Here is a 20,908-nt window from a genome sequence, read left to right as displayed (position 1 = left end):
CAAAAAGCCATCAAATAGGCTAGTAAAATCCCAACTCACGATAAGAAAAATGCACTGATTAATTGCATCAGCGCACGTTTATGCTTATCCTACTTTAGCAGCCAATTCTTCTGCGAATTGTTCCAAGCGTTCAATATCTTCTTCCTCGGCAGAAAGATCAACTTTAACACACTCTGAACCTTTTTCTGCTCCTGTTGACACAAAGACACGGTCAAAATCATCAACAGCCTTACAGAATTCATCGTAGAAGGTGTCACCTGAACCAACCACTCCGTAGATTTTACCATTCAAATTGAGATCTGCTAGGTCTTCGTAGAAGTCCATCATCTCATCTGGCAATTCTCCATCACCATAAGTATAGGTCGCAACGATAGCGATATCTGCCTCCAAGAAGTCTGAAGCGTCAACAGTTGTACATTCATCAACATCGACATCCAAGCCCAAGTCACGTAATTTGTCTGCTACAATATCTGCAATTTCTTCGGTATTACCGGTCATACTGGCAAATACAATTTTTGCTAATGCCATATCGTCCTCCTCAATTTATCTTTCTCCATTATATCACATCTTTTTCATTTTAAAAATAAAAATTCTTGTGCTACAATGAAATGAGAAAGAATTGAGGTTATTTATGGACGTTTGCCATCAAATTTTAGAAAAAATCAAAGAATACGACACGATTATCATTCACCGCCATATGAAACCAGACCCTGATGCCTTGGGAAGTCAGGTGGGATTGAAATCCTTACTGGAACATCATTTCCCAGAAAAAACCATCAAAGCCGTTGGTTTTGATGAACCAACTCTTACTTGGATGGCTGAAATGGATTCTGTTGAAGATAGTGCCTACCAAGGTGCCCTTGTCATCGTCTGTGATACAGCGAATACTGCTCGTATTGATGATAAGCGCTATAGTCAAGGCGATTTTCTCATTAAGATTGATCACCATCCAAATGATGATGTATACGGTGACCTATTTTGGGTGGATACTAGTTCAAGTAGCGCTAGTGAGATGATTACCCTATTTGCTGAAACAACCCAACTGACCTTGTCAAATCGAGCTGCGGAGTTGCTCTTTGCAGGAATCGTTGGTGATACAGGTCGTTTCCTCTACCCTTCTACCACTGCACGGACTCTTCGCCTGGCTGCCTTTCTGAGAGAACATAACTTTGACTTTGCGTCTCTCACTCGCAAAATGGACACTATGAGCTACAAAATTGCTAAACTACAGGGCTACATCTACGACCATCTGGAAGTGGATGAAAATGGTGCAGCGCGCGTTATCCTGAGTCAAGAAGTCTTGAAACAATTCAATGTTACCGATGCTGAAACTGCCGCTATTGTTGGAGCACCTGGTCGTATTGACAGCGTCAGTCTCTGGGGAATTTTTGTAGAACAGGCTGATGGCCACTACCGTGTTCGCTTACGCAGTAAAATCCATCCTATCAATGAAATTGCCAAAGAACATGATGGAGGAGGCCACCCTCTAGCAAGCGGTGCTAATTCCTATAGCCTAGAGGAAAACGAAATCATATACCAAAAGTTAAAAAACTTGCTTAAAAACTGATAAAATACTTGCCAAACATTTCATAATCTGATAGACTAGTATGGTAACAATCTATGGCTCGCAAAGAGACCATGGCAGAAAGGAAATATTGCAAAATGAAAAAAGATATCCATCCAGAATATCGCCCAGTTGTCTTCATGGACACAACTACTGGTTACCAATTCCTTAGCGGTTCAACAAAACGCTCTAACGAAACAGTTGAGTTCGAAGGTGAAACATACCCATTGATCCGTGTGGAAATTTCATCAGACTCACACCCATTCTACACTGGACGTCAAAAGTTCACTCAAGCAGATGGACGCGTGGATCGTTTCAACAAAAAATACGGTCTCAAATAATGATAAAAAAGAACAGTTTCGACTGTTCTTTTTTTTCTTCTTTTTATGAACCAATCACTACTACTTTCTATTTGTCAACCATCACGCTAACACTATAATTGATTTCAAACGGGGTTAAAAAATGTCGAAAAGAAGCTTGATATTGAGAATGGTCAAGATGATTGAAACTACGTAGCCTAGGATTGTATTCCACTTAGCATTGGTAAATTATCCCATCACTGACTTCTTAGAGGTCAGATAAATTAAGGGAAAAATCTCGAATGGAAGAGAGACCTTTTTGTAAGAAGACATCGGAATATTCACTTCCTAATCTTGTCTTTACCTATTTTATTGATTGTTTTTGAAAGAAATGTTGAAAATAGTTTTCTATTTCCAATTTATTCTTATTGCATCACATTTTGAAATGATTCTTAAGGAAAGCATGATAGTTAAAACAAGCAAGAACAGCATTGAAAAAAACCAGCGTTTTCTGACGCTGGTTTTAAAAATGTGAAAAATTTTTCTCAACTAGATTGCTTCTGTAACAAAACTACGGCTTTCCAGAACTTTCAGCATGGCATTAGCTGTATCTAGGGCTGTGAAAAGGGGCACTCCATGTTCAATGGCCGAACGGCGAATCTGCTCACCATCTTCATCAGCAGTTCGTTTGGTTCCAACTGTGTTAATGATAGCTTGAATTCTTCCTTTGCGAACAAAACTTGGAATATCCTTATCGTCATCACCAATCTTACCAACAGGTTGGGCTTGCAATCCATGACTGGCAAAGAAGGCTGCTGTCCCTTCTGTCGCGAGGATTCCATAGCCAATATTTTGGAAACGACGAGCTAAGTCCAAGGCTTCTTCTTTTGCATCATCAGCAATGGTGAAGACTACATTTCCAAAAGTTGGCAAGTGTAAGTAAGAAGCTTCAAAGGCCTTATAGAGAGCTTTTTCCAAAGTCGTATCAGAACCCATAACTTCACCTGTTGACTTCATTTCAGGACCAAGTAAGCTGTCTACCTTAGCTAGTTTTGTGAAGGAGAAGACAGGTGCCTTGATATGAACGCGAGTGCTTTCAGGGTAAAGTCCGTCTTGGTAGCCAAGTTCTGATAAACTTTGCCCAAGAATGAGCTTGGTTGCTACTTGAGCCATAGGGATATTAGTTACTTTAGAAAGAAATGGCACCGTACGGCTGGCACGTGGATTGACCTCAATAACGTAGACTTTTTCATCCTTAATGACAAACTGGATGTTCATCATTCCAAGACAGTTAAGACCGATTGCTAAGCGTTTAGTATAGTCTGCGATTGTTTCTTGCACCTTTTGCGACAAGGTTTGTGGAGGATAAACGGCCATTGAGTCACCTGAGTGGACACCGGCACGTTCGATATGCTCCATGATACCAGGGATAAGAACATTTTCTCCGTCTGAAATGGCATCAACTTCACATTCTTGCCCAACGATGTAAGAGTCAACAAGAACTGGGTGGTCTGGACTAGCCTTAACCGCTGTACGCATGTAAGAACGGAGGTCTTCCTCATTTTCCACGATTTCCATGGCACGTCCACCCAAGACATAAGATGGGCGAACGAGGACTGGGAATCCAATCTTGCGAGCCGCAAGCACTGCTTCTTCTTCATTGGTAGCCGTTTGTCCTGGTGGCTGTGGAATATCTAAGTCTTTAAGAGCTTGCTCAAAGAGATCGCGATCTTCCGCGCGGTCTAGGTCAGCAACCTGTGTACCAAGGATGGTCACACCTGCTTTTGCCAATGGCTCCGCAAGATTGATGGCTGTTTGACCACCAAACTGAACGATAACGCCTTTTGGTTGCTCTAAGTCGATAACATTCATAACATCTTCGAATGTCAATGGCTCAAAGTAAAGCTTATCTGATACAGAGAAGTCTGTAGAAACGGTCTCTGGGTTTGAGTTCATGATGATGGCCTCATAGCCAGCCGCCTGAATAGCCTTAACCGAGTGGACCGTTGCATAGTCAAACTCAACCCCTTGACCGATACGGATTGGGCCAGAACCCAGAACTAGAACGGATTCCTTATCAGACTTGATAGACTCGTTTTCCCAACCATAGGTTGAATAGAAATATGGTGTTTCAGAGTCAAACTCTGCCGCACAGGTATCAACCATCTTGTAGACTGGGACAATCTTATTTTCCAAACGAAGTTGACGAACTTGGTCAGCTGTCGTTTCCCAGAGTTCAGCAATCTTACGGTCTGAAAATCCATTAAGTTTTGCAGTTTTCAAAACGTCTAGATCTTGTGGTTGAGCACCCAATTCTTGCTCAATTTCAAAGATATGCAAGAGTTTATCCAGATAGAAGATATCGATTTTTGTAAGCTCTGCTATTTCTTCTGGTGTGTAGCCACGGCGAATGGCTTCAGACACATAGAAGAGACGATCATCTTGGGCTTTGACAACCTTTTCAATTAAGGCATCATCAGAAACTACTGCAAGTTCAGGCATTTCATTGTGATGCACCCCAATTTCAAGGGAGCGGCAAGCCTTAAGAAGAGATTCTTCGATGTTACGACCAATCGCCATGACTTCTCCAGTCGCCTTCATCTGGGTACCAAGACGGCGTTCTCCCTTTTCAAACTTGTCAAATGGGAAACGTGGAATCTTGGCAACTACGTAGTCAAGGGCAGGCTCAAACATGGCATAGGTTGAACCTGTAACTGGGTTGATAACCTCGTCCAAGGTCAAGCCAACTGCAATCTTGGCAGCCAATTTGGCAATTGGATAACCTGTCGCTTTAGAGGCAAGGGCTGACGAACGCGATACACGAGGGTTTACTTCGATAACATAATACTTAAAGCTATGTGGATCAAGGGCCAGCTGAACGTTACATCCACCTTCAATCTTAAGGGCACGAATGATGCTCAAGCTTGCGTCACGAAGCATTTGGTTTTCATAATCTGACATGGTTTGCGCAGGGGCAAATACGATGGAATCCCCTGTGTGAATCCCAACTGGGTCAAAGTTTTCCATGTTACAAACAACCAAGGCATTGTCAGCTGAATCGCGCATCACTTCGTATTCGATTTCCTTGAAACCTGCGATTGAACGCTCAATCAAACATTGGGTCACAGGCGATAATTTCAAACCATTTTCAGCGATTTCACGCAATTCTTCCTCATTAGCACACATACCACCACCAGTACCACCAAGTGTAAAGGCTGGTCGGACGATGACTGGGTAGCCAATTGTTGCTGCAAAGGCAACAGCTTCTTCAACAGTGTTTACAATTTCAGATTCTGGAATGGGTTGTTCCAATTCTTCCATCAATTGTTTAAAGAGGTCTCGATCCTCCGCTTGGTCAATGGCAGATAATTTAGTACCCAGAAGTTCAACACCAAGCTCATCTAGGATACCATTTTTAGACAATTCCATGGCCATATTGAGCCCTGTCTGACCACCAAGGGTTGGAAGCAAGGCATCTGGACGCTCCTTACGAAGAATACGTGTCACAAACTCAAGTGTAATCGGTTCGATGTAAACCTTGTCAGCAATCTCCTTGTCCGTCATGATAGTTGCAGGGTTTGAGTTAACCAAAACAACCTCATAACCTTCCTCTTTCAACGACAAGCAAGCCTGGGTTCCAGCATAGTCAAACTCAGCAGCCTGACCAATAATAATCGGACCAGAACCAATCACCATAATTTTTTGAATATCAGTACGTTTAGGCATTTATAAGATATTAAGGGCGTCAAGCGGACAAAGCTAAAATAGGAGTTATGACGAAAAACTGTCAGTTCTAGGAACAACTATCTTTTTAGCACCGTCCGTAGCCCGTATTCAGTTCAACAAATACGGACCACCCTTCTCCTTTCTATTCGTCGCCTCACAGAGCGACATTAAATAAATTCTCCGACGATTTTTTAACGAAACGATACTTTTCGGTAAAAAAATCTAGTGCAGGGAGTTTTTAGTTCGCCTAATAGCGACTAAAAGAAACGACCTGCCTTTCTATTCGGCAACTCTCGGGTTGCCATTAAATAAATTCTCCGACGAGCTTTTACTCGTTCTTAGTTTGATTGTTTAAAAGCTTCCATCATCTCGATAAACTCGTCAAATAGGTAGCTTGCGTCATGTGGACCAGGGGCTGCGTCTGGGTGGTATTGGACAGAGAAAGCAGGTTGATATCTGTGACGCACACCTTCAACTGACTTATCATTGATTTCTTCGTGGGTGATAATCAAATGCTCTGGCAAATCCTCACGACTGACTGCATAACCATGGTTCTGACTGGTGAAGTCTACTCGTCCTGTTGCGATTTCACGTACTGCATGGTTAAAACCACGGTGACCAAACTTCATCTTGTAAGTCTTAGCCCCGTTTGCCATTGCGAAGAGTTGGTGCCCCATACAAATACCAAAGATTGGAATTTTTCCTTGCACACCACGAATCATGTCCAGTGCTTGTGGAACATCTTCTGGGTTACCTGGACCATTTGACAACATAACTCCGTCAGGATTGAGATGGAGAATTTCTTCCGCAGTTGTCGAATAAGGAACAACCGTCACGTTACAGTTGCGTTTAGAAAGTTCACGTAGGATTGAGTGCTTGAGACCAAAGTCCACTAAGACTACACTCAAACCAACTCCTGGAGCTGGATAGGAAGTTTTAGTAGAAACCTGCTTGATATTATCTGTCGGCAAAACTGTTGCTTGGAGCTGATCCGTCACATGGTCCATACTGTCCCCAACATGGGTCAAGGTTGCACGCATCGTACCATGCTTACGGATAATCTTGGTAAGAGCACGCGTATCAATTCCAGAAATACCTGGAATTTTCTTGGCTTTCAAAAATTCATCCAGCGTCATTTGATTTCGCCAGTTGCTAGCTCGACGCGCTTCTTCGAAAACAACAACTCCCTTACAAGTTGGAATAATGGATTCGTAATCATCACGGTTGATTCCATAATTTCCTACCAAAGGATAAGTAAAGGTCAAGATTTGTCCATTATAAGACTGGTCTGTAATGGATTCTTGGTAGCCGGTCATCCCTGTATTAAAGACGATTTCGCCTGTTACATCAATATCTGCTCCGAAGGCCTTACCTTCAAAAACTGTGCCATCTTCTAATACTAGAAGTCTTTTTGTCATATTTTCACCTCTCGTGGACGCTCACTGGCGTCTTTTAACGTCTTGTGTTTTAGTTGGCGTTTCTACTCGCCAGTACGGATTCTAAGATTGCCATTCGAACAAAGACACCATTGGTCATTTGTTGGACAATCCGTGATTTTGGTGCTTCAACCAAGTGATCTGCTATTTCTACATCACGGTTCACTGGGGCTGGGTGCATGAGGATCGCTGTTTCTTTCAAACGATCATAACGTTCTTGAGTCAAGCCATGTTGGGCATGGTAGTCTTCTTTTGAAAAGACAGCTCCACTTTCATGTCGTTCATGTTGCACACGAAGAAACATCATGACATCTACCTGATCAATGATTTCATCAATAGTTACAAACTGTCCATAGTCTGCAAACTCTTGACTTCTCCATTCCTCAGGTCCAGCAAAGTAAAGTTCAGCTCCCAAGCGTTTCAAAATCTGCATATTGGATTTAGCAACGCGTGAGTGGTCCAAGTCACCTGCAATCGCAACCTTAAGACCCTCAAAGTGACCAAATTCCTCATAAATAGTCATCAAATCAAGCAAGCTCTGGCTAGGGTGTTGACCCGAACCATCTCCACCATTGATGATGGAAGTCGTAATCGTCGGACTTGCAATTAACTCTCTGTAGTAGTCAACCTCAGGGTGGCGAATCACACAGACATCCACTCCTAAAGCAGACAAAGTCAAAATGGTATCATAAAGTGTCTCACCCTTATTAACCGAACTAGTCTTCACATCAAAGTCAAGTCGTTCCAGCCCCAGTTTAATCTCTGCCACTTCAAAGGACTTATGCGTCCGTGTAGAATCTTCAAAGAAAAGATTGGAGACAATCGGATGGTCCTCGTAGGGAAGCTGAGCTCCATTTTTAAACTCAATTCCTCGCTTAATCAATTTCATGACTTGATCGACAGTGAGGTCTTCCATGGATACCACATGGTTCAATGCTTGTTGATTTTCTGACATGGCTACTCCTTTAGCTTTCTAAGCTTCTTCAGTAATCAGAACTCTGTCTTGGCCATCAAGTTCTGCCATCTCTACGATGATTTCTTCAGAACGACTGGTTGGGATATTTTTTCCAACGTAATCTGGACGGATTGGCAACTCTCTATGTCCACGATCGACTAGAACTGCTAAACTCACGCGCGCAGGACGACCATGACCTACAATATTATCAATAGCAGCACGGATGGTACGACCTGTATAGAGCACATCATCCACCAAGATAACTTCGCGGTCTGTCACATCGACAGAAACCAAAGAAGTATCTTCTCCACTTTTAACATCATCACGGAAAGGTTTAGTATCCAATTCCACAACAGGAACTGAAAGATTTTCTAGTTGCTCCAAACGTTCTTGGATTCGGTGGGCGATAAATACACCACGAGTTTTAATACCAGCCAAGACGATTTTATTCAAATCTTTGTTGCGTTCGATAATCTCATAAGTAATACGCGTAATCGCTCGTTTGACGGTTAATTCGTCTACAACTTCTTTTGTCTTCATGACAAACCTCCAAAAAGAAAAGTCTCCTTAAACAAGGAGACTTGAAATGTATAGCTAAGCAAGCCCTACTGCAAACAGTATAGACTTCACCCTTCTACTTTATCACGCTCCTTGCCTGCCTCACGGGACAGGTTTAAAGGAATATTTAATTATCAATTACTATAGCACAAAGCGGGTCTAAAATCAAGCAAAAACTTTTTATACCCTAACTTATAAATTGCTAAAATCATATAACTGTGGGTACTGGTCACACTCTGGATTTTTAGGATGGCAAATGGCTCTTCCGAAATAAATCATGGCCTGATGGGCAGCTAACCACTGATCAGGTGGCAAGATATCCATGACCCGCTTTTCCACCTCAAGAGGTGTCGCTGATTTTTTGACAATATCGTGGTGTTTGCAAATACGCTCCACATGAGTATCCACTGCAAAAGCTGGAATCCCAAACCCTACACTCATGACAACATTGGCTGTCTTGCGACCAACACCTGACAAACTCTCCAATTCCTCTCGTGTTTGAGGGACTTGACCATCGAAATCGTCTAGTAACTGTTGGGCACATTTTTTAAGGAATTTAGCCTTATTTCGATACAGTCCCAGGCGAGAAATGTGTGAAGCAATCTCACTCTCTGTTGCAACAGACATGGCTTGTGGCGTTGGAAAGGCAGCAAAGAGACCTGGAGTGGCCTTATTTACCGCTGCATCCGTTGTCTGGGCTGACAACATGACCGCAACCAAAAGTTCAAAATGATTGGTGAAATCAAGACTGGGCTTGGCATCTGGAAAAAGAGCAATGATTTCTTCTAGCACCTTTCGTGCGCGTTTTTTTGACAAGACCATTATTCGTCTCCGTCAAATAGTCCTTGTAAACCAGCAAAAGGACTGTTTTCTTCTTTCTTAACGGCTTGTTGAGCTTGGTATTCTTCTTCTGTCATGATTTGCCAGTCATTTCCTGAAACAAATCCTTGACCAGCCTCTTCTTCAGCAGTCAAGACCTTGATAGGAATGTTTAGTAGGATATTGTCTGATACGCTCTCAGCAAGGTCCAGTTCTCCATTTTCGATAGGCAAGACCAAATCATCATCTAAAACTTCCTGATCTAGTTGGTTAGTTGCACCTTCCATGAAAACTTCCGTTACTGGATAAGATTCAATTAACTCAACTGGCTCCATACTGCGACTTGAAGCCAGAACAATGGTATAAGATAGTTGATAATCTAAGAAATACATACGGTCTTCGTACTGTACTTTCCCAACTGCAAGGATATCTTTTACATCTAAAATTTCTTGATTGCGTTCACGCAGGTCTGCGGCTAGGTCTAATGTTTGTTCAAAATGCAAGCCTTCAGACTGCTTACGAATTTCTTGAATATTTAATTTCATACTTCCTCCATAAAGATTTACTCTCTTGATTATACCATGAAAAACCTACAAATCAGCCCACCAAACTTTATAATTAAAATTCGATTTTTTAACATATTTACTATGACATTTTTGTTTTTTAGTGCTATACTATAGGCAATAATACATCAGAGCAAGGAGGATGCTCACATGGAAGACAAAGAACTCATTACTAATGCAACCCAACTCCTATCCGAGTTAAATAAAAGTTTCCAAAGCTGCAAACAGGGTAGGGCAGATGATATTCGACTGCAAGATCTGCTAAATACTACTCTGCAAGAGCTCAAAAAAGCGGAAAAGTTGAACAACAGTATCTTAATTGACCTTGAGAAATTTTACCAACGTACCAGTCTTCTGATAGGTCTCGGTAGCCTAAAACTAAACGATCAAGCACGTACCGCTTGGCGGAACTACGACAAATTTCATTACGAGCATGTCAAACACGTACTGACTCTATATGGACCTGTTTTCGGATTTTAGAGCATAGAATTTCCAATTTTCTATTGACAAAATTTCCTTAAAGGTATAGGATAGAGGTACTAATACTCGGAGGTAAGGGAGACATGAACAACTAAGTCTATCAAATAAAGAACCTTTATTTAGTAGATCTTGTTTTTGTCTCTTTTGTGTGCTCTTTTATGCTCTTTCTTCTGGCATTTTATACTCAATGAAAATCAAAAAGCAAACTAGGAAGCTAGCCGCAGGTTGCTCAAAACACTGTTTTGAGGTTGTGGATAAGACTGACGAAGTCAGTTACATATATCTACGGTAAGGCGACGCTGACGTGGTTTGAAGAGATTTTCGAAGAGAATTAATAGAGTTTTTTGACATTAACTTTGGCTCTACTAGGTAAAGTAGAGCTTTTTGTTATGCACTATGAACATTCTAGAAAGGGCAATTATATGATAAAAATCAATCACCTGACCATCACACAAAACAAAGATTTACGAGACCTTGTCTCTGACTTAAACATGACCATACAAAACGGAGAAAAGATAGCTATTATTGGCGAAGAAGGAAATGGCAAATCAACCTTGCTTAAAACTTTAATGGGGAAAACTTTACCTGATTTCACTATCAAGGGAGACATCCAGTCTGACTATCAGTCACTGGCCTATATTCCTCAAAAACTTCCCGAGGAGCTGAAAAAGAAAACTCTACACGACTACTTCTTTTTAGATTCTATTGATTTAGACTACAGTATCCTTTATCGCTTAGCTGAAGAGTTGCATTTTGATAGTGATCGCTTTGCTAGTGACCAAGAGATTGGCAGTCTATCAGGGGGTGAAGCTTTGAAAATTCAGCTCATCCATGAGTTAGCCAAACCCTTTGAGATTTTATTTTTAGATGAACCTTCAAATGACCTGGACCTTGAGACGGTTGATTGGCTAAAAGGTCAGATTCGAAAGATTAGGCAAACCGTTATTTTCATTTCCCATGATGAGGACTTTCTTTCTGAAACGGCAGACACTATTGTCCACTTGCGACTGGTAAAGCACCGTAAAGAAGCGGAAACACTAGTAGAGCATTTAGACTATGATTGCTATAGTGAGCAGAGAAAGGCTAATTTTGCCAGACAAAGCCAGCAAGCTGCTAACGACCAGAGAGTCTACGATAAAACCATGGAAAAACACCGGCGAGTCAAGCAAAATGTAGAAACTGTGCTTCGAGCTACTAAAGACAGTACTGCCGGTCGCCTATTGGCTAAAAAGATGAAAAATATCCTCTCTCAAGAAAAGCGCTTTGAAAAGACAGCTCAGTCTATAACCCAAAAACCACTTGAAGAGGAAGAAATTAGACTTTTTTTCTCAGATATACAGCCATTACCGGCTTCTAAAGTCTTAATCCAATTGGAAAAAGAAAATTTGTCCATTGGCGACCGAATTTTGGTTCAGGGACTGCAACTAACTGTCCGTGGCCAAGAAAAAATCGGTATCATCGGTCCAAATGGTGTTGGGAAATCGACCCTGTTAGACAAGTTACAGAGACTTCTGAATGATAAAAGAGAGATTTCCCTTGGTTTTATGCCACAAGATTACCACAAAAAACTGCAATTGGATTTATCACCAATAAGCTACCTCAGCAAAACTGGAGAAAAAGAGGAACTACAGAAAATCCAATCTCACTTAGCCAGTCTCAATTTCAGTTATCCAGAAATGCAGCATCAAATTCGCTCCTTATCCGGCGGACAACAAGGAAAACTCCTTCTTTTGGATTTAGTCTTGTGCAAACCAAACTTTCTCCTTTTGGATGAACCCACACGAAACTTTTCACCCACTTCTCAACCCCAAATCAGAAAACTCTTTGCCACCTATCCAGGCGGTCTCATCACTGTTTCACATGACCGTCGTTTCTTAAAAGATGTCTGTTCAATCATCTATCGCTTAACAGAACACGGTCTGGAGGTAGTTAATTTAGAAGATTTATAAATTTGCAACATAGCAGATAGGTAGGGCAAAAACACAATTTTAGGAGAAGAGAAAGTAAATCTTCCCACAATAAAACGCATAATATCAAGTTTTTTGCACACCTGATATTATGCGTTTTTCAGATTTTAAAGGCTTTTTCCCAGCCTTCATTTTACATATGTTTTAAACGTTCAATACGTTCTGAGATAGGTGGGTGGGTATAAAAGAGTTTTTGGAACCCTCCCCCTTTCTTAGGATCATTGATATAAAGTGCACTGCTGGCATCATCAACAGGACGACTCATCGGTTTACTGTTATCCAACTTATGTAGAGCATTTATCATCCCTTGAGGATTACGAGTCAACTCGACACTGGAAGCATCAGCTAGGAATTCCCTCTGACGAGAAATAGCTAGTTGCACCAAGGTTGCAGCGAGAGGAGCCAGCACAATAGCTAGTAGGGAAACCACTAGCATAATGATTTCTAAGCCATTTCCATCTCGGTCATCATCACTTCGTCTACGACCTGCTCCACCCCACCACATCATACGACCTGCCATACTAGAAAGCATGGTGATAGCACTAGCAAGGGCAACAGCAATAGTCGAAATACGGATATCGTAATTACGAATATGACTGACTTCATGTCCCATAACAGCTTCTAGTTCTTCGCGATTCATGATAGCTAGGAGACCTGACGTCGCAGCAACCGCTGCGTTTTGAGGGTTAGAACCTGTCGCAAAGGCATTTAAGGCTGGATCATCAATGATGAAAACACGAGGCATAGGAATCTGAGCCACCATAGCCATATCTTCCACTACATGGTAGAGGTCTGGTGCCGTTTGCTCATCCACCTCACGCGCCCCATTCATGGACATGACGATCTCTGTCGATTGAAAAATCATGGACAAGGCATAGATAAAGCCGATAATCAGTGCGATAACCAAACCACCAATCCCAGACCGCATAAAGAGGTAACCAACAGCATAGCCAACAAGAGCTAAGAGTAGGAAAAATACCAGCAACAAAATCCAGGTTTTTCGTTTATTGCTTGCAATTTGATCAAACAACATTTTAGCCACCTAAACCGCTAAAATCAACCTTAGGAACTGCCTTTTCCTCTTCTGGTGTTTGAAGGAAATCTGCTGCTTTAAATCCAAACATTCCAGCGATAATATTGCTTGGGAAAGTTTCTAATTTTACATTGTAGTTGCTGACAACACTGTTGTAAAGTTGACGAGAGTAAGAAATTTTATTTTCTGTGTTTGTCAACTCCTCTTGTAATTTAACAAAGTTGGCACTAGCTTTCAAATCTGGATAGCTTTCTGCAACTGCAAAAATACCTGAAACCTGACGAGTAAGAGCATCACTAGCTTTCATAGCTTCTGCTGGTGAAGTTGCTGCAGCAACTTGATTGCGAAGTTCTGCCACCTTTTCAAGGGTAGAACCTTCATACTTAGCATAACCTTTTACAGTTTCAATCAAGTTTGGCAAGAGATCATTTCGACGTTTCAACTGAACATCAATCTGACTCCAAGCCTCCTTTGTTTGCATACGATTCTTAACCAAACCGTTATAGCTAACAATCACAAAAATAACAACAAGAGCCAAAACTCCAAGAATAATCCAAGTCATTATATAAGTCCTTTCTACTTTTAGATTAGTACCAGTATATCAAATTTTTAATGATTGTGGTAAAATAAGATGATACTAAAGAAGGAAATAACTATGAAACCAGAAACATTTTACAACCTGCTTGCCGAGCAGAATCTTCCACTTTCGGACCAGCAAAAAAAACAATTTGAACGTTATTTTGAACTCTTGGTCGAGTGGAATGAAAAAATCAATCTAACAGCTATTACAGACAAGGATGAAGTTTATCTCAAACATTTTTACGATTCGATTGCACCCATTCTGCAAGACTTGATTCCCAATGAAACTATCAAACTGCTTGATATCGGGGCCGGGGCAGGATTTCCTAGTCTACCAATGAAAATCCTCTATCCTCAGTTAAATGTAACTATCATTGATTCTCTCAACAAGCGCATCAACTTCCTCCAACTTTTGGCTCAAGAACTGGATTTAGACGATGTTCATTTCTACCATGGACGTGCCGAAGATTTTGCCCAAGACAAAAACTTCCGTGCTCAGTATGATTTTGTAACGGCTCGTGCGGTTGCCCGTATGCAAGTCCTATCTGAATTAACTATTCCCTACCTTAAAGTTGGCGGAAAACTATTGGCACTCAAGGCTAGCAATGCGCCTGAGGAATTATTAGAAGCTAAGAATGCCCTCAACCTCCTTTTTAGTAAAGTAGAAGACAATCTCAGCTACGCCCTACCAAATGGAGATCCACGTTACATCACAGTGGTAGAAAAGAAAAAGGAAACACCAAATAAATATCCACGTAAGGCTGGCATGCCCAATAAACGCCCACTTTAAATTTTTTAGTAAAAAAATATTTACAAAGTTCGTAATTTCTGCTATACTATCACAAGCAAAGGTTTTTAATGTCATCCCGTGAGGTGACGAAGACGCAGAAATATTTAAAACTCTTTAAAGTCTAGATTTTAGAGAAGTCTTACTCTGAGGGCCTATTGCTGTAAAATAATGGGCTCTTTTTTGATGCCCAAAAGTGAGGTTTATATGAAACAAGAATCAACTGTTGATTTGTTACTAGACGTTGACCAACGTCCTTCGGCTGGAAAAGGAATTCTCCTTAGTTTCCAACACGTTTTCGCCATGTTTGGTGCGACCATCTTGGTACCCTTGATTTTGGGAATGCCTGTATCTGTTGCCCTTTTTGCTTCAGGTGTAGGAACACTCATCTATATGATTTCAACTGGTTTTAAAGTTCCCGTTTATCTAGGGTCTTCATTTGCCTTTATCACAGCAATGTCACTGGCTATGAAAGAAATGGGTGGAGATGTATCTGCTGCTCAAACAGGGGTTATCTTGACTGGTTTAGTCTATGTCCTTGTGGCTGCTGGTGTTCGTTTTGCAGGTACAAAATGGATTGATAAACTCTTGCCACCAATCATCATCGGACCTATGATCATCGTTATCGGTCTTGGACTTGCAGGCTCAGCAGTTACTAACGCTGGTCTTGTAGCTGACGGGAATTGGAAAAATGCTCTTGTAGCAGTTGTTACTTTCTTGATTGCTGCCTTTATCAATACAAAAGGAAAAGGCTTCCTACGAATCATTCCATTCCTCTTTGCCATTATCGGTGGTTACCTCTTCGCACTAACACTTGGCTTGGTTGACTTTACACCAGTTCTTAAAGCTAACTGGTTTGAAATCCCTGGTTTCTACTTGCCATTTAGCACAGGTGGTGCCTTTAAAGAATACAATCTTTACTTCGGTCCAGAAACTATCGCTATCTTGCCAATCGCTATCGTAACAATCTCTGAACACATCGGAGACCATACTGTTTTAGGTCAAATCTGTGGCCGTCAATTCTTGAAAGAACCAGGTCTTCACCGTACTCTTCTTGGTGACGGTATCGCAACTTCAGTTTCTGCCTTCCTTGGTGGACCAGCCAATACAACTTATGGAGAAAATACAGGGGTTATCGGTATGACTCGTATCGCTTCTGTCTCAGTTATCCGTAACGCTGCCTTCATCGCGATTGCCCTTAGCTTCCTTGGTAAATTCACTGCCTTGATTTCAACCATTCCAAATGCTGTACTTGGTGGTATGTCAATCCTTCTCTACGGAGTTATCGCAAGTAATGGTTTGAAAGTCTTGATCAAAGAACGTGTAGACTTCAGTCAAATGCGTAACCTAATCATCGCAAGTGCTATGTTGGTTCTTGGACTTGGAGGAGCTATCCTTAAACTTGGTCCAGTTACCCTTTCAGGTACTGCCCTATCAGCCATGACAGGAATCATCTTGAACTTGATCTTGCCATACGAAAATAAAGACTAAACATCTTGACACAAAAAGTCCGCTCAGACAACTGAGCGGACTTTTCTGATTCTTAAGTCCCCCAAGCAATCAATAGATAGATCAGGCTAGAACCAAACATATCTGATAAAGCATGCATAAGAAAGAATGGAAGGAGATTTTTAATTTTATATTTGTATAAGAAATAATAGAATAAGCCATAAACTACACCGATTACCAAAGCCCATACTAATCCTTGATAGGTGTGGAAGGAAATACGAATACTAGTAGAATAAAGCAAAACTAACCACTTGTGTTTTTCCTTCACTGAAGTTAACAAACCTAGAAAGAAAAACTCTTCATAAAATCCATTAAGCAAGGCATAGACAATCACTATCGGGCTGAGAGCTAAGAACTTCCCTATTATTTGCGTGAAATCTATATAGGCAAAAAGGTCTGGGTTAAAGTAATTATATTTACCAGTGAGAGTTGTAACCAAGTCTCCAAACAGTCCCACTAAAGCAAATATAAATGGAACCCAAAAGATAATGGACCAATTCCAGCGAATAGGAAGCTGTTTAAAATCATAATTTCGAATCAAAAGATAGAGTAAGGTCACAGTCAGTAATATAGTTTGCAAGGTAAAATTACTAGAATAAGCCGCACCTTCGCTTGCAGCCTGTCTAACTGTCCCTACTGTACTTGATGCACCCGTTGGAAACGTATTTGCTAAAAATAGCTCGGTTGAACGAATTATAAATTGACCAAACATTATGATCGTAATAATCACAATATCAAACCATCTCAAGTATTTTAGAGGTTTAGATGGATGTATTTTTTTAAAAATATTCATATTTTCTCCAGGTATTCTATACTCATATAAATATTTTAAGAAAAAAGGCTTAAACTTTTATAAAATTTCATTAATTCATTTAGATTTAAAGACTTTTACTAGTAAAAATAACCCCTCTTTGAGAGTGGTTATCATCTACTTTCATTTTTTGTTTATTTCTCTAACAATAAATCTTTCAAAGAAATCAGAGTTACTGCAATTAAAATCATTGCCATGCCAAGAAAATCAATGGGATAAAATTGTTCATTCATGATTAAGAAGGCAAAGAAAACAGCCGAAATTGGCTCAATTGAAGCCAACAAACTTGACTTAACCGGTCCAATCAAACTGGCTCCCTTTAAGAAGGCTGTATAGGCAAAAACAGTCCCGATAAGGATAATGCCTGCAAAAGCAAGAAGAAAATCAAGACTAGTTGGGATAGCAGTCTGTAGAACCCCTGTAAAAGGAAGGGCGACCAAAGCAGCTATGACCATACCCACACCAATGACCAAACTGCTCCCCCACTTCTTAATCAAGGCTATGGGCAAAATGATATAAAGTGCGTAAGTCAGAGCAGAAAAGAGACCCCAGAACAGACCTGCAGGTGTCATAGATAACTGGTCCAACTGCCCATGAGTGGCGATCAGGAAGGTTCCTCCGATGGCTAATATGATAGAAACAATCTCTCCCAGTGTCGGCGCCACCTTATCCTTGATACAGCTATAAATCAAAATCCCGACAGGACAAACATACTGAAGCACTGTCGCGGTACCTGCATTGGTCTCCTGAATAGCAGTTAGATAGGCAAATTGGTTGAGAAAAAGTCCAATCAGAGCAAAAATAAGAAGAGACAACAAACTCTTTCTATCCTTTAAAAAGGCCAGCATTTTATCCTTTGCCGTGGCATAAGCTAAGAGCATGAGAATTCCACCAGCGATTAAAAGACGCAAGTTGGTCAAAACCAGAGCAGAAATTCCGTGCGCCATCAGGTATTGGCCACTCGTTCCTGACAAGCCCCAAGCAATACCAGCCACAACTGTTAATAGAGTCCCTTTTAAACTGTTTGACATGTCTCTCCTTACTCTTCTTTGCGAATCAAGTCCATCACTTGATTGCGGTCTATAATCCATTGAGCCCTCTCATCCTTTTCATAGGTACGATTCGATAGGAAAATAGCCGCTTCTTGCTTATGACGATTCCACATGATAAAGGTACCTGTATAGCCCGTATGGTCTAGCCAATCTCCTTCCAAATTCCATGCCAAAGAACGTTCCTTGTCATCCAAAGGAGAAAAATTTTGACTCAAATCTCTTGCGAAACCATCTGCTAAATAGTGTTCTAAAAAGATTTGTAAATCCTTTACAGTCGAAAACAAACCAGCACTACCTGCATGTCTTCCCAGGAGGCGAGCCTTGGGATCATGTACCAGACCTGCCTCTACATCTCTAACTGTTGGAACAGCGCGCTCAACTGGCCCAAACTGGGTATCCGCCATTCCCCAAAGATTCCAGACTTGCTCCTGTAAAATCACATCCAAGTCTTGATTAAAGATTCTTTCCAAGATAAAACCTAACAGCAAAAAATGGACATCCGAATAAAGAAAGGCAGGCTGGCTTCGTCTGTTGAGATGAAACATAGCTTCCTTTAATTCAGGTGCTGTTAAAAGATCACGATTGGGAATAAACGGATCAAGGTCTGTAGCGTGAGTCAAGAGCTGGCGAATAGTGATGTCTGGATAATCACTCTCTGGTAAAAAATCTGTTACCGGTCTGTCAATATCTAATTGACCTTTTTCCCACAAGAAGGTAAAAACGGTACCAACCCCAACAACCTTGCTGACACTAGCTAGATCATAAACTAGTCCTGCCTCAGTCTGCAAGCCATGCTCTGGGTCACTATGACCTAAATAGAACTCCATCCATTGATTGTCCTTAAAATACGCAAAAGAGGCCCCGGGATAGATCCCTGCCTCGATTTGTTCTTCTATTTTTTTAATAATCTTGGTCCACTTCATACTTCTTCAAACCACAATTCAACATTATTTCTATCTTTACCAAGGAAGAATTTTTCAGACTTAGGAATAAAATATTCGGTAGACTCAAACTTCTTGCGAAGACTTGCTATATCTAGTTCATTGACCAAGAACTTGAGCATAGATAAGTCCCAAGTAGCCGTATTGTCCACAGTCAAATCTTGACCCTGAGCTGGGATAAAATCAAGGGATGCCCCAATTTCAGATAGTTCCAAGAAACTATCTACATCCGTTGGGAGGTGTAATTCCATAGAAATTTCAAATTTACTTAAAGAAATTGACTCCAGATCTGTTTGAAATTCTGGCTTTTCTCCTACTTCTACTAGACTTGCTCTGTCATCTTCCGCATGAATCAAAATCAAATCATCTTCGGGTGAAAAAATCTCAAAAGCGTAGCCATTTTGACCTTTATATAATTGATGAATCGAATCTGTTTTAGCTAATAAGGCCTCGATTTCTAATGGATTTTCCACCTTGACAATCAATCTAGCCAGTTTTTTTCTTCCCTCTACCTTACGAGTGCGCATACTTGGAGCTTCTTCTAAAACCAGCTTTTCTAGACCTGTTTGATCACCTAGTGACAGAAAGGCTGATTCTTCTAACAAGGCCTTCATGCCAAGAGTTTCAATATAAAATGTTTCATTTAATTTTCTATTATTAACTTTTAAAGTAGGAATAATCCGTACAATCTGATTTACATTCATAAATTCCTCCAACTCTTTTATTTTAAAGGATTTTAGAATTTTTTACAAGAAATTATGCTCAGATTTACCTTTTTTTCGTAAAATTTCATCTAAAAAACCGAGGATTTCCTCGGTTTCAATTTCTTATAGGTAAAGGAATTTGAAGATAGCTACTGCCGCAATTGCTGCTGCGATAGGTGCTACTACTGGTACCCAAGAATACCACCATTTTGAATCACCTTTGTGCTCACCAAGAACTGATTTTGGAAGGAAAGCATGAAGGAGACGTGGTCCCAAGTCACGGGCTGGGTTCAAGGCAGGCCCTGTAGGTCCACCAAGTGATGTTACCAAAGCCATAACAAGGAATCCAAGTGCCAAGTGAGCAATTCCAAGACCAGAAGTCATAAATGGCGCTACTTGTTCTTTAGCTTGGTCAAGTGCTGCTGTTACTTGTTCTTGAGGAATTGTTTGACCTTGAGTAGTTGCTTGTGCAACTTGAGCATTGATAGCAGCTTGTGCTTTTGATACTAGTTCGGCACCAAAGAAGTTTTTAGTCATACCAAGGGCTGCAAAGAAAAGAACAAATGAACCGACAAACTCGTTTACAAAACCATTAACAGTTGCTGCAAAATGTGATTCTTTTGTACCATTATCCAAACTTGAAATTGTTGAGAAAGTACCCAAGATGTTGTTTGGATTTTCAGTTTTCAAGTAGTATGGGCGGTGTGTTGCCACAACCAAGGCTTGACCAAAGATAGCACCCAAAACTTGTGCGATGATATAAGGTGCAACTTGTGCCCAAGGGAAGAGACCGCTGATCGCAAGTCCAAGAGTGAAGGCTGGGTTAATGTGGTTACCAGATACGTTACCAAACATCAAGGCTGGGATCATAACCCCCATACCATAACCAACAGCGATAACGATCCAGCCACTTTGGTGACCTTTCGTACCTTTAAGTTCAACGTTGGCAACTGCACCATTTCCAAGAATGATCAAAATAGCAGTGGCCAAAAATTCAGTGGCATATTTAATTGCCCATGTGAAATCCATTTGATAGATTCTCCTTAAAATTTTTTAGACAATCCTTATTCTATCAATTTTTATATCTTTTAGCAACAGGTTTTCTAAAAGAATGTATGAGAAAGC

Annotated in this window: 20 protein-coding genes and 1 pseudogene; 6 read left to right on the top strand and 15 right to left on the bottom strand. The window is 40.8% G+C overall.

Features of this window, described 5'->3' with window-relative positions; genetic code table 11:
- Nucleotides 1–84 precede the first annotated feature (84 nt).
- Nucleotides 85–528 carry a flavodoxin gene (locus D7D53_RS02695; protein ID WP_001162128.1) on the bottom strand — a complete coding sequence of 148 codons (444 nt, stop codon included), beginning with the start codon at nt 526–528 and terminating at the stop codon, nt 85–87.
- Between the two features lie 103 nt (nt 529–631).
- Between D7D53_RS02695 and D7D53_RS02690 the strand changes: the two genes are divergently transcribed.
- Together D7D53_RS02690 and D7D53_RS02685 are read left to right on the top strand one after the other, a co-directional pair.
- Complete coding sequence (locus D7D53_RS02690; RefSeq protein WP_120770040.1) at nt 632–1,567, top strand: DHH family phosphoesterase; 936 nt, start codon at nt 632–634, stop codon at nt 1,565–1,567.
- Nucleotides 1,568–1,662: 95 nt separating this feature from the next.
- Nucleotides 1,663–1,905, top strand: coding sequence for a type B 50S ribosomal protein L31 (locus tag D7D53_RS02685; protein ID WP_000710764.1), 243 nt, complete (start codon nt 1,663–1,665; stop codon nt 1,903–1,905).
- A gap of 114 nt (nt 1,906–2,019) precedes the next feature.
- Here the strand turns inward: D7D53_RS02685 and D7D53_RS02680 are convergent.
- From D7D53_RS02680 to D7D53_RS02650, 7 genes and pseudogenes are all read right to left on the bottom strand, one after another.
- Nucleotides 2,020–2,175 (bottom strand): annotated as a pseudogene (locus D7D53_RS02680) (Nramp family divalent metal transporter); the annotation flags it as partial.
- A gap of 237 nt (nt 2,176–2,412) precedes the next feature.
- Complete coding sequence (gene carB, locus D7D53_RS02675; protein ID WP_120770039.1) at nt 2,413–5,589, bottom strand: carbamoyl-phosphate synthase large subunit; 3,177 nt, start codon at nt 5,587–5,589, stop codon at nt 2,413–2,415.
- A 338-nt stretch (nt 5,590–5,927) separates the two neighbouring features.
- On the bottom strand, nt 5,928–7,007 hold the full coding sequence (locus D7D53_RS02670) for a carbamoyl phosphate synthase small subunit (RefSeq protein ID WP_000166853.1): 1,080 nt from the start codon (nt 7,005–7,007) through the stop codon (nt 5,928–5,930).
- 49 nt (nt 7,008–7,056) lie between these two features.
- Entirely contained in the window at nt 7,057–7,980 is a 924-nt protein-coding gene (locus tag D7D53_RS02665) for an aspartate carbamoyltransferase catalytic subunit (protein ID WP_084926577.1), read from the bottom strand.
- A gap of 18 nt (nt 7,981–7,998) precedes the next feature.
- Nucleotides 7,999–8,520, bottom strand: a complete 522-nt coding sequence (pyrR, locus tag D7D53_RS02660) for a bifunctional pyr operon transcriptional regulator/uracil phosphoribosyltransferase PyrR (protein ID WP_000850023.1) — start codon at nt 8,518–8,520, stop codon at nt 7,999–8,001.
- A gap of 210 nt (nt 8,521–8,730) precedes the next feature.
- Complete coding sequence (gene nth / locus D7D53_RS02655) at nt 8,731–9,360, bottom strand: endonuclease III (RefSeq protein ID WP_120770038.1); 630 nt, start codon at nt 9,358–9,360, stop codon at nt 8,731–8,733.
- Complete coding sequence (locus tag D7D53_RS02650) at nt 9,360–9,902, bottom strand: YceD family protein (RefSeq protein WP_120770037.1); 543 nt, start codon at nt 9,900–9,902, stop codon at nt 9,360–9,362. The genes nth and D7D53_RS02650 overlap by 1 nt, the downstream gene beginning before the upstream one ends.
- Before the next feature lie 168 nt (nt 9,903–10,070).
- Here D7D53_RS02650 and D7D53_RS02645 point away from each other — a divergent pair, with 168 nt between their 5' ends.
- Nucleotides 10,071–10,400 carry a helicase BlpT gene (locus D7D53_RS02645; protein WP_120770036.1) on the top strand — a complete coding sequence of 110 codons (330 nt, stop codon included), beginning with the start codon at nt 10,071–10,073 and terminating at the stop codon, nt 10,398–10,400.
- 389 nt (nt 10,401–10,789) lie between these two features.
- Entirely contained in the window at nt 10,790–12,349 is a 1,560-nt protein-coding gene (locus D7D53_RS02640; RefSeq protein ID WP_120770035.1) for an ATP-binding cassette domain-containing protein, read from the top strand.
- A gap of 151 nt (nt 12,350–12,500) precedes the next feature.
- Here the strand turns inward: D7D53_RS02640 and htpX are convergent, their stop codons facing one another.
- Both htpX and D7D53_RS02630 read right to left on the bottom strand, forming a co-directional pair.
- Nucleotides 12,501–13,400, bottom strand: a complete 900-nt coding sequence (gene htpX, locus D7D53_RS02635) for a zinc metalloprotease HtpX (RefSeq protein ID WP_120770034.1) — start codon at nt 13,398–13,400, stop codon at nt 12,501–12,503.
- A 1-nt stretch (nt 13,401) separates the two neighbouring features.
- Nucleotides 13,402–13,962: a LemA family protein gene (locus D7D53_RS02630; RefSeq protein WP_120770033.1), complete on the bottom strand. Its 561-nt coding sequence runs from the start codon at nt 13,960–13,962 to the stop codon at nt 13,402–13,404.
- A 93-nt stretch (nt 13,963–14,055) separates the two neighbouring features.
- Here D7D53_RS02630 and rsmG point away from each other — a divergent pair, with 93 nt between their 5' ends.
- Entirely contained in the window at nt 14,056–14,769 is a 714-nt protein-coding gene (gene rsmG / locus D7D53_RS02625; protein ID WP_084924252.1) for a 16S rRNA (guanine(527)-N(7))-methyltransferase RsmG, read from the top strand.
- Nucleotides 14,770–14,973: 204 nt separating this feature from the next.
- Nucleotides 14,974–16,257, top strand: coding sequence for a uracil-xanthine permease family protein (locus tag D7D53_RS02620; RefSeq protein WP_004234765.1), 1,284 nt, complete (start codon nt 14,974–14,976; stop codon nt 16,255–16,257).
- Between the two features lie 52 nt (nt 16,258–16,309).
- Here the strand turns inward: D7D53_RS02620 and D7D53_RS02615 are convergent, their stop codons facing one another.
- The 5 genes from D7D53_RS02615 to gla all read right to left on the bottom strand — a co-directional run bounded on the left by D7D53_RS02615 (nt 16,310) and on the right by gla (nt 20,812).
- Nucleotides 16,310–17,068 carry a CPBP family intramembrane glutamic endopeptidase gene (locus D7D53_RS02615; RefSeq protein ID WP_120770032.1) on the bottom strand — a complete coding sequence of 253 codons (759 nt, stop codon included), beginning with the start codon at nt 17,066–17,068 and terminating at the stop codon, nt 16,310–16,312.
- 152 nt (nt 17,069–17,220) lie between these two features.
- A complete protein-coding gene (locus D7D53_RS02610) occupies nt 17,221–18,117 on the bottom strand; it encodes a DMT family transporter (protein WP_120770031.1) in 897 nt (298 codons plus the stop codon).
- Nucleotides 18,118–18,125: 8 nt separating this feature from the next.
- Nucleotides 18,126–19,061: a serine hydrolase domain-containing protein gene (locus tag D7D53_RS02605; RefSeq protein WP_120770030.1), complete on the bottom strand. Its 936-nt coding sequence runs from the start codon at nt 19,059–19,061 to the stop codon at nt 18,126–18,128.
- Complete coding sequence (locus D7D53_RS02600) at nt 19,058–19,783, bottom strand: CppA family protein (protein WP_120770029.1); 726 nt, start codon at nt 19,781–19,783, stop codon at nt 19,058–19,060. The genes D7D53_RS02605 and D7D53_RS02600 overlap by 4 nt, the downstream gene beginning before the upstream one ends.
- A gap of 123 nt (nt 19,784–19,906) precedes the next feature.
- On the bottom strand, nt 19,907–20,812 hold the full coding sequence (gene gla, locus D7D53_RS02595) for an aquaglyceroporin Gla (RefSeq protein ID WP_000348094.1): 906 nt from the start codon (nt 20,810–20,812) through the stop codon (nt 19,907–19,909).
- Nucleotides 20,813–20,908 lie beyond the last annotated feature (96 nt).

This window comes from Streptococcus gwangjuense (genome assembly GCF_003627155.1).
Lineage (GTDB): Bacteria > Bacillota > Bacilli > Lactobacillales > Streptococcaceae > Streptococcus > Streptococcus gwangjuensis.
This window is presented reverse-complemented; position numbering and strand designations above follow the sequence as displayed.

Bases quoted from the DNA above. Each gene is read 5' to 3' on its own strand.
- D7D53_RS02695 (WP_001162128.1), bottom strand. From the start codon at position 528: ATGGCATTAGCAAAAATTGTATTTGCCAGTATGACCGGTAATACCGAA.
- D7D53_RS02690 (WP_120770040.1), top strand. From the start codon at position 632: ATGGACGTTTGCCATCAAATTTTAGAAAAAATCAAAGAATACGACACG.
- D7D53_RS02685 (WP_000710764.1), top strand. From the start codon at position 1,663: ATGAAAAAAGATATCCATCCAGAATATCGCCCAGTTGTCTTCATGGAC.
- carB (WP_120770039.1), bottom strand. From the start codon at position 5,589: ATGCCTAAACGTACTGATATTCAAAAAATTATGGTGATTGGTTCTGGT.
- D7D53_RS02670 (WP_000166853.1), bottom strand. From the start codon at position 7,007: ATGACAAAAAGACTTCTAGTATTAGAAGATGGCACAGTTTTTGAAGGT.
- D7D53_RS02665 (WP_084926577.1), bottom strand. From the start codon at position 7,980: ATGTCAGAAAATCAACAAGCATTGAACCATGTGGTATCCATGGAAGAC.
- pyrR (WP_000850023.1), bottom strand. From the start codon at position 8,520: ATGAAGACAAAAGAAGTTGTAGACGAATTAACCGTCAAACGAGCGATT.
- nth (WP_120770038.1), bottom strand. From the start codon at position 9,360: ATGGTCTTGTCAAAAAAACGCGCACGAAAGGTGCTAGAAGAAATCATT.
- D7D53_RS02650 (WP_120770037.1), bottom strand. From the start codon at position 9,902: ATGAAATTAAATATTCAAGAAATTCGTAAGCAGTCTGAAGGCTTGCAT.
- D7D53_RS02645 (WP_120770036.1), top strand. From the start codon at position 10,071: ATGGAAGACAAAGAACTCATTACTAATGCAACCCAACTCCTATCCGAG.
- D7D53_RS02640 (WP_120770035.1), top strand. From the start codon at position 10,790: ATGCACTATGAACATTCTAGAAAGGGCAATTATATGATAAAAATCAAT.
- htpX (WP_120770034.1), bottom strand. From the start codon at position 13,400: ATGTTGTTTGATCAAATTGCAAGCAATAAACGAAAAACCTGGATTTTG.
- D7D53_RS02630 (WP_120770033.1), bottom strand. From the start codon at position 13,962: ATGACTTGGATTATTCTTGGAGTTTTGGCTCTTGTTGTTATTTTTGTG.
- rsmG (WP_084924252.1), top strand. From the start codon at position 14,056: ATGAAACCAGAAACATTTTACAACCTGCTTGCCGAGCAGAATCTTCCA.
- D7D53_RS02620 (WP_004234765.1), top strand. From the start codon at position 14,974: ATGAAACAAGAATCAACTGTTGATTTGTTACTAGACGTTGACCAACGT.
- D7D53_RS02615 (WP_120770032.1), bottom strand. From the start codon at position 17,068: ATGAATATTTTTAAAAAAATACATCCATCTAAACCTCTAAAATACTTG.
- D7D53_RS02610 (WP_120770031.1), bottom strand. From the start codon at position 18,117: ATGTCAAACAGTTTAAAAGGGACTCTATTAACAGTTGTGGCTGGTATT.
- D7D53_RS02605 (WP_120770030.1), bottom strand. From the start codon at position 19,061: ATGAAGTGGACCAAGATTATTAAAAAAATAGAAGAACAAATCGAGGCA.
- D7D53_RS02600 (WP_120770029.1), bottom strand. From the start codon at position 19,783: ATGAATGTAAATCAGATTGTACGGATTATTCCTACTTTAAAAGTTAAT.
- gla (WP_000348094.1), bottom strand. From the start codon at position 20,812: ATGGATTTCACATGGGCAATTAAATATGCCACTGAATTTTTGGCCACT.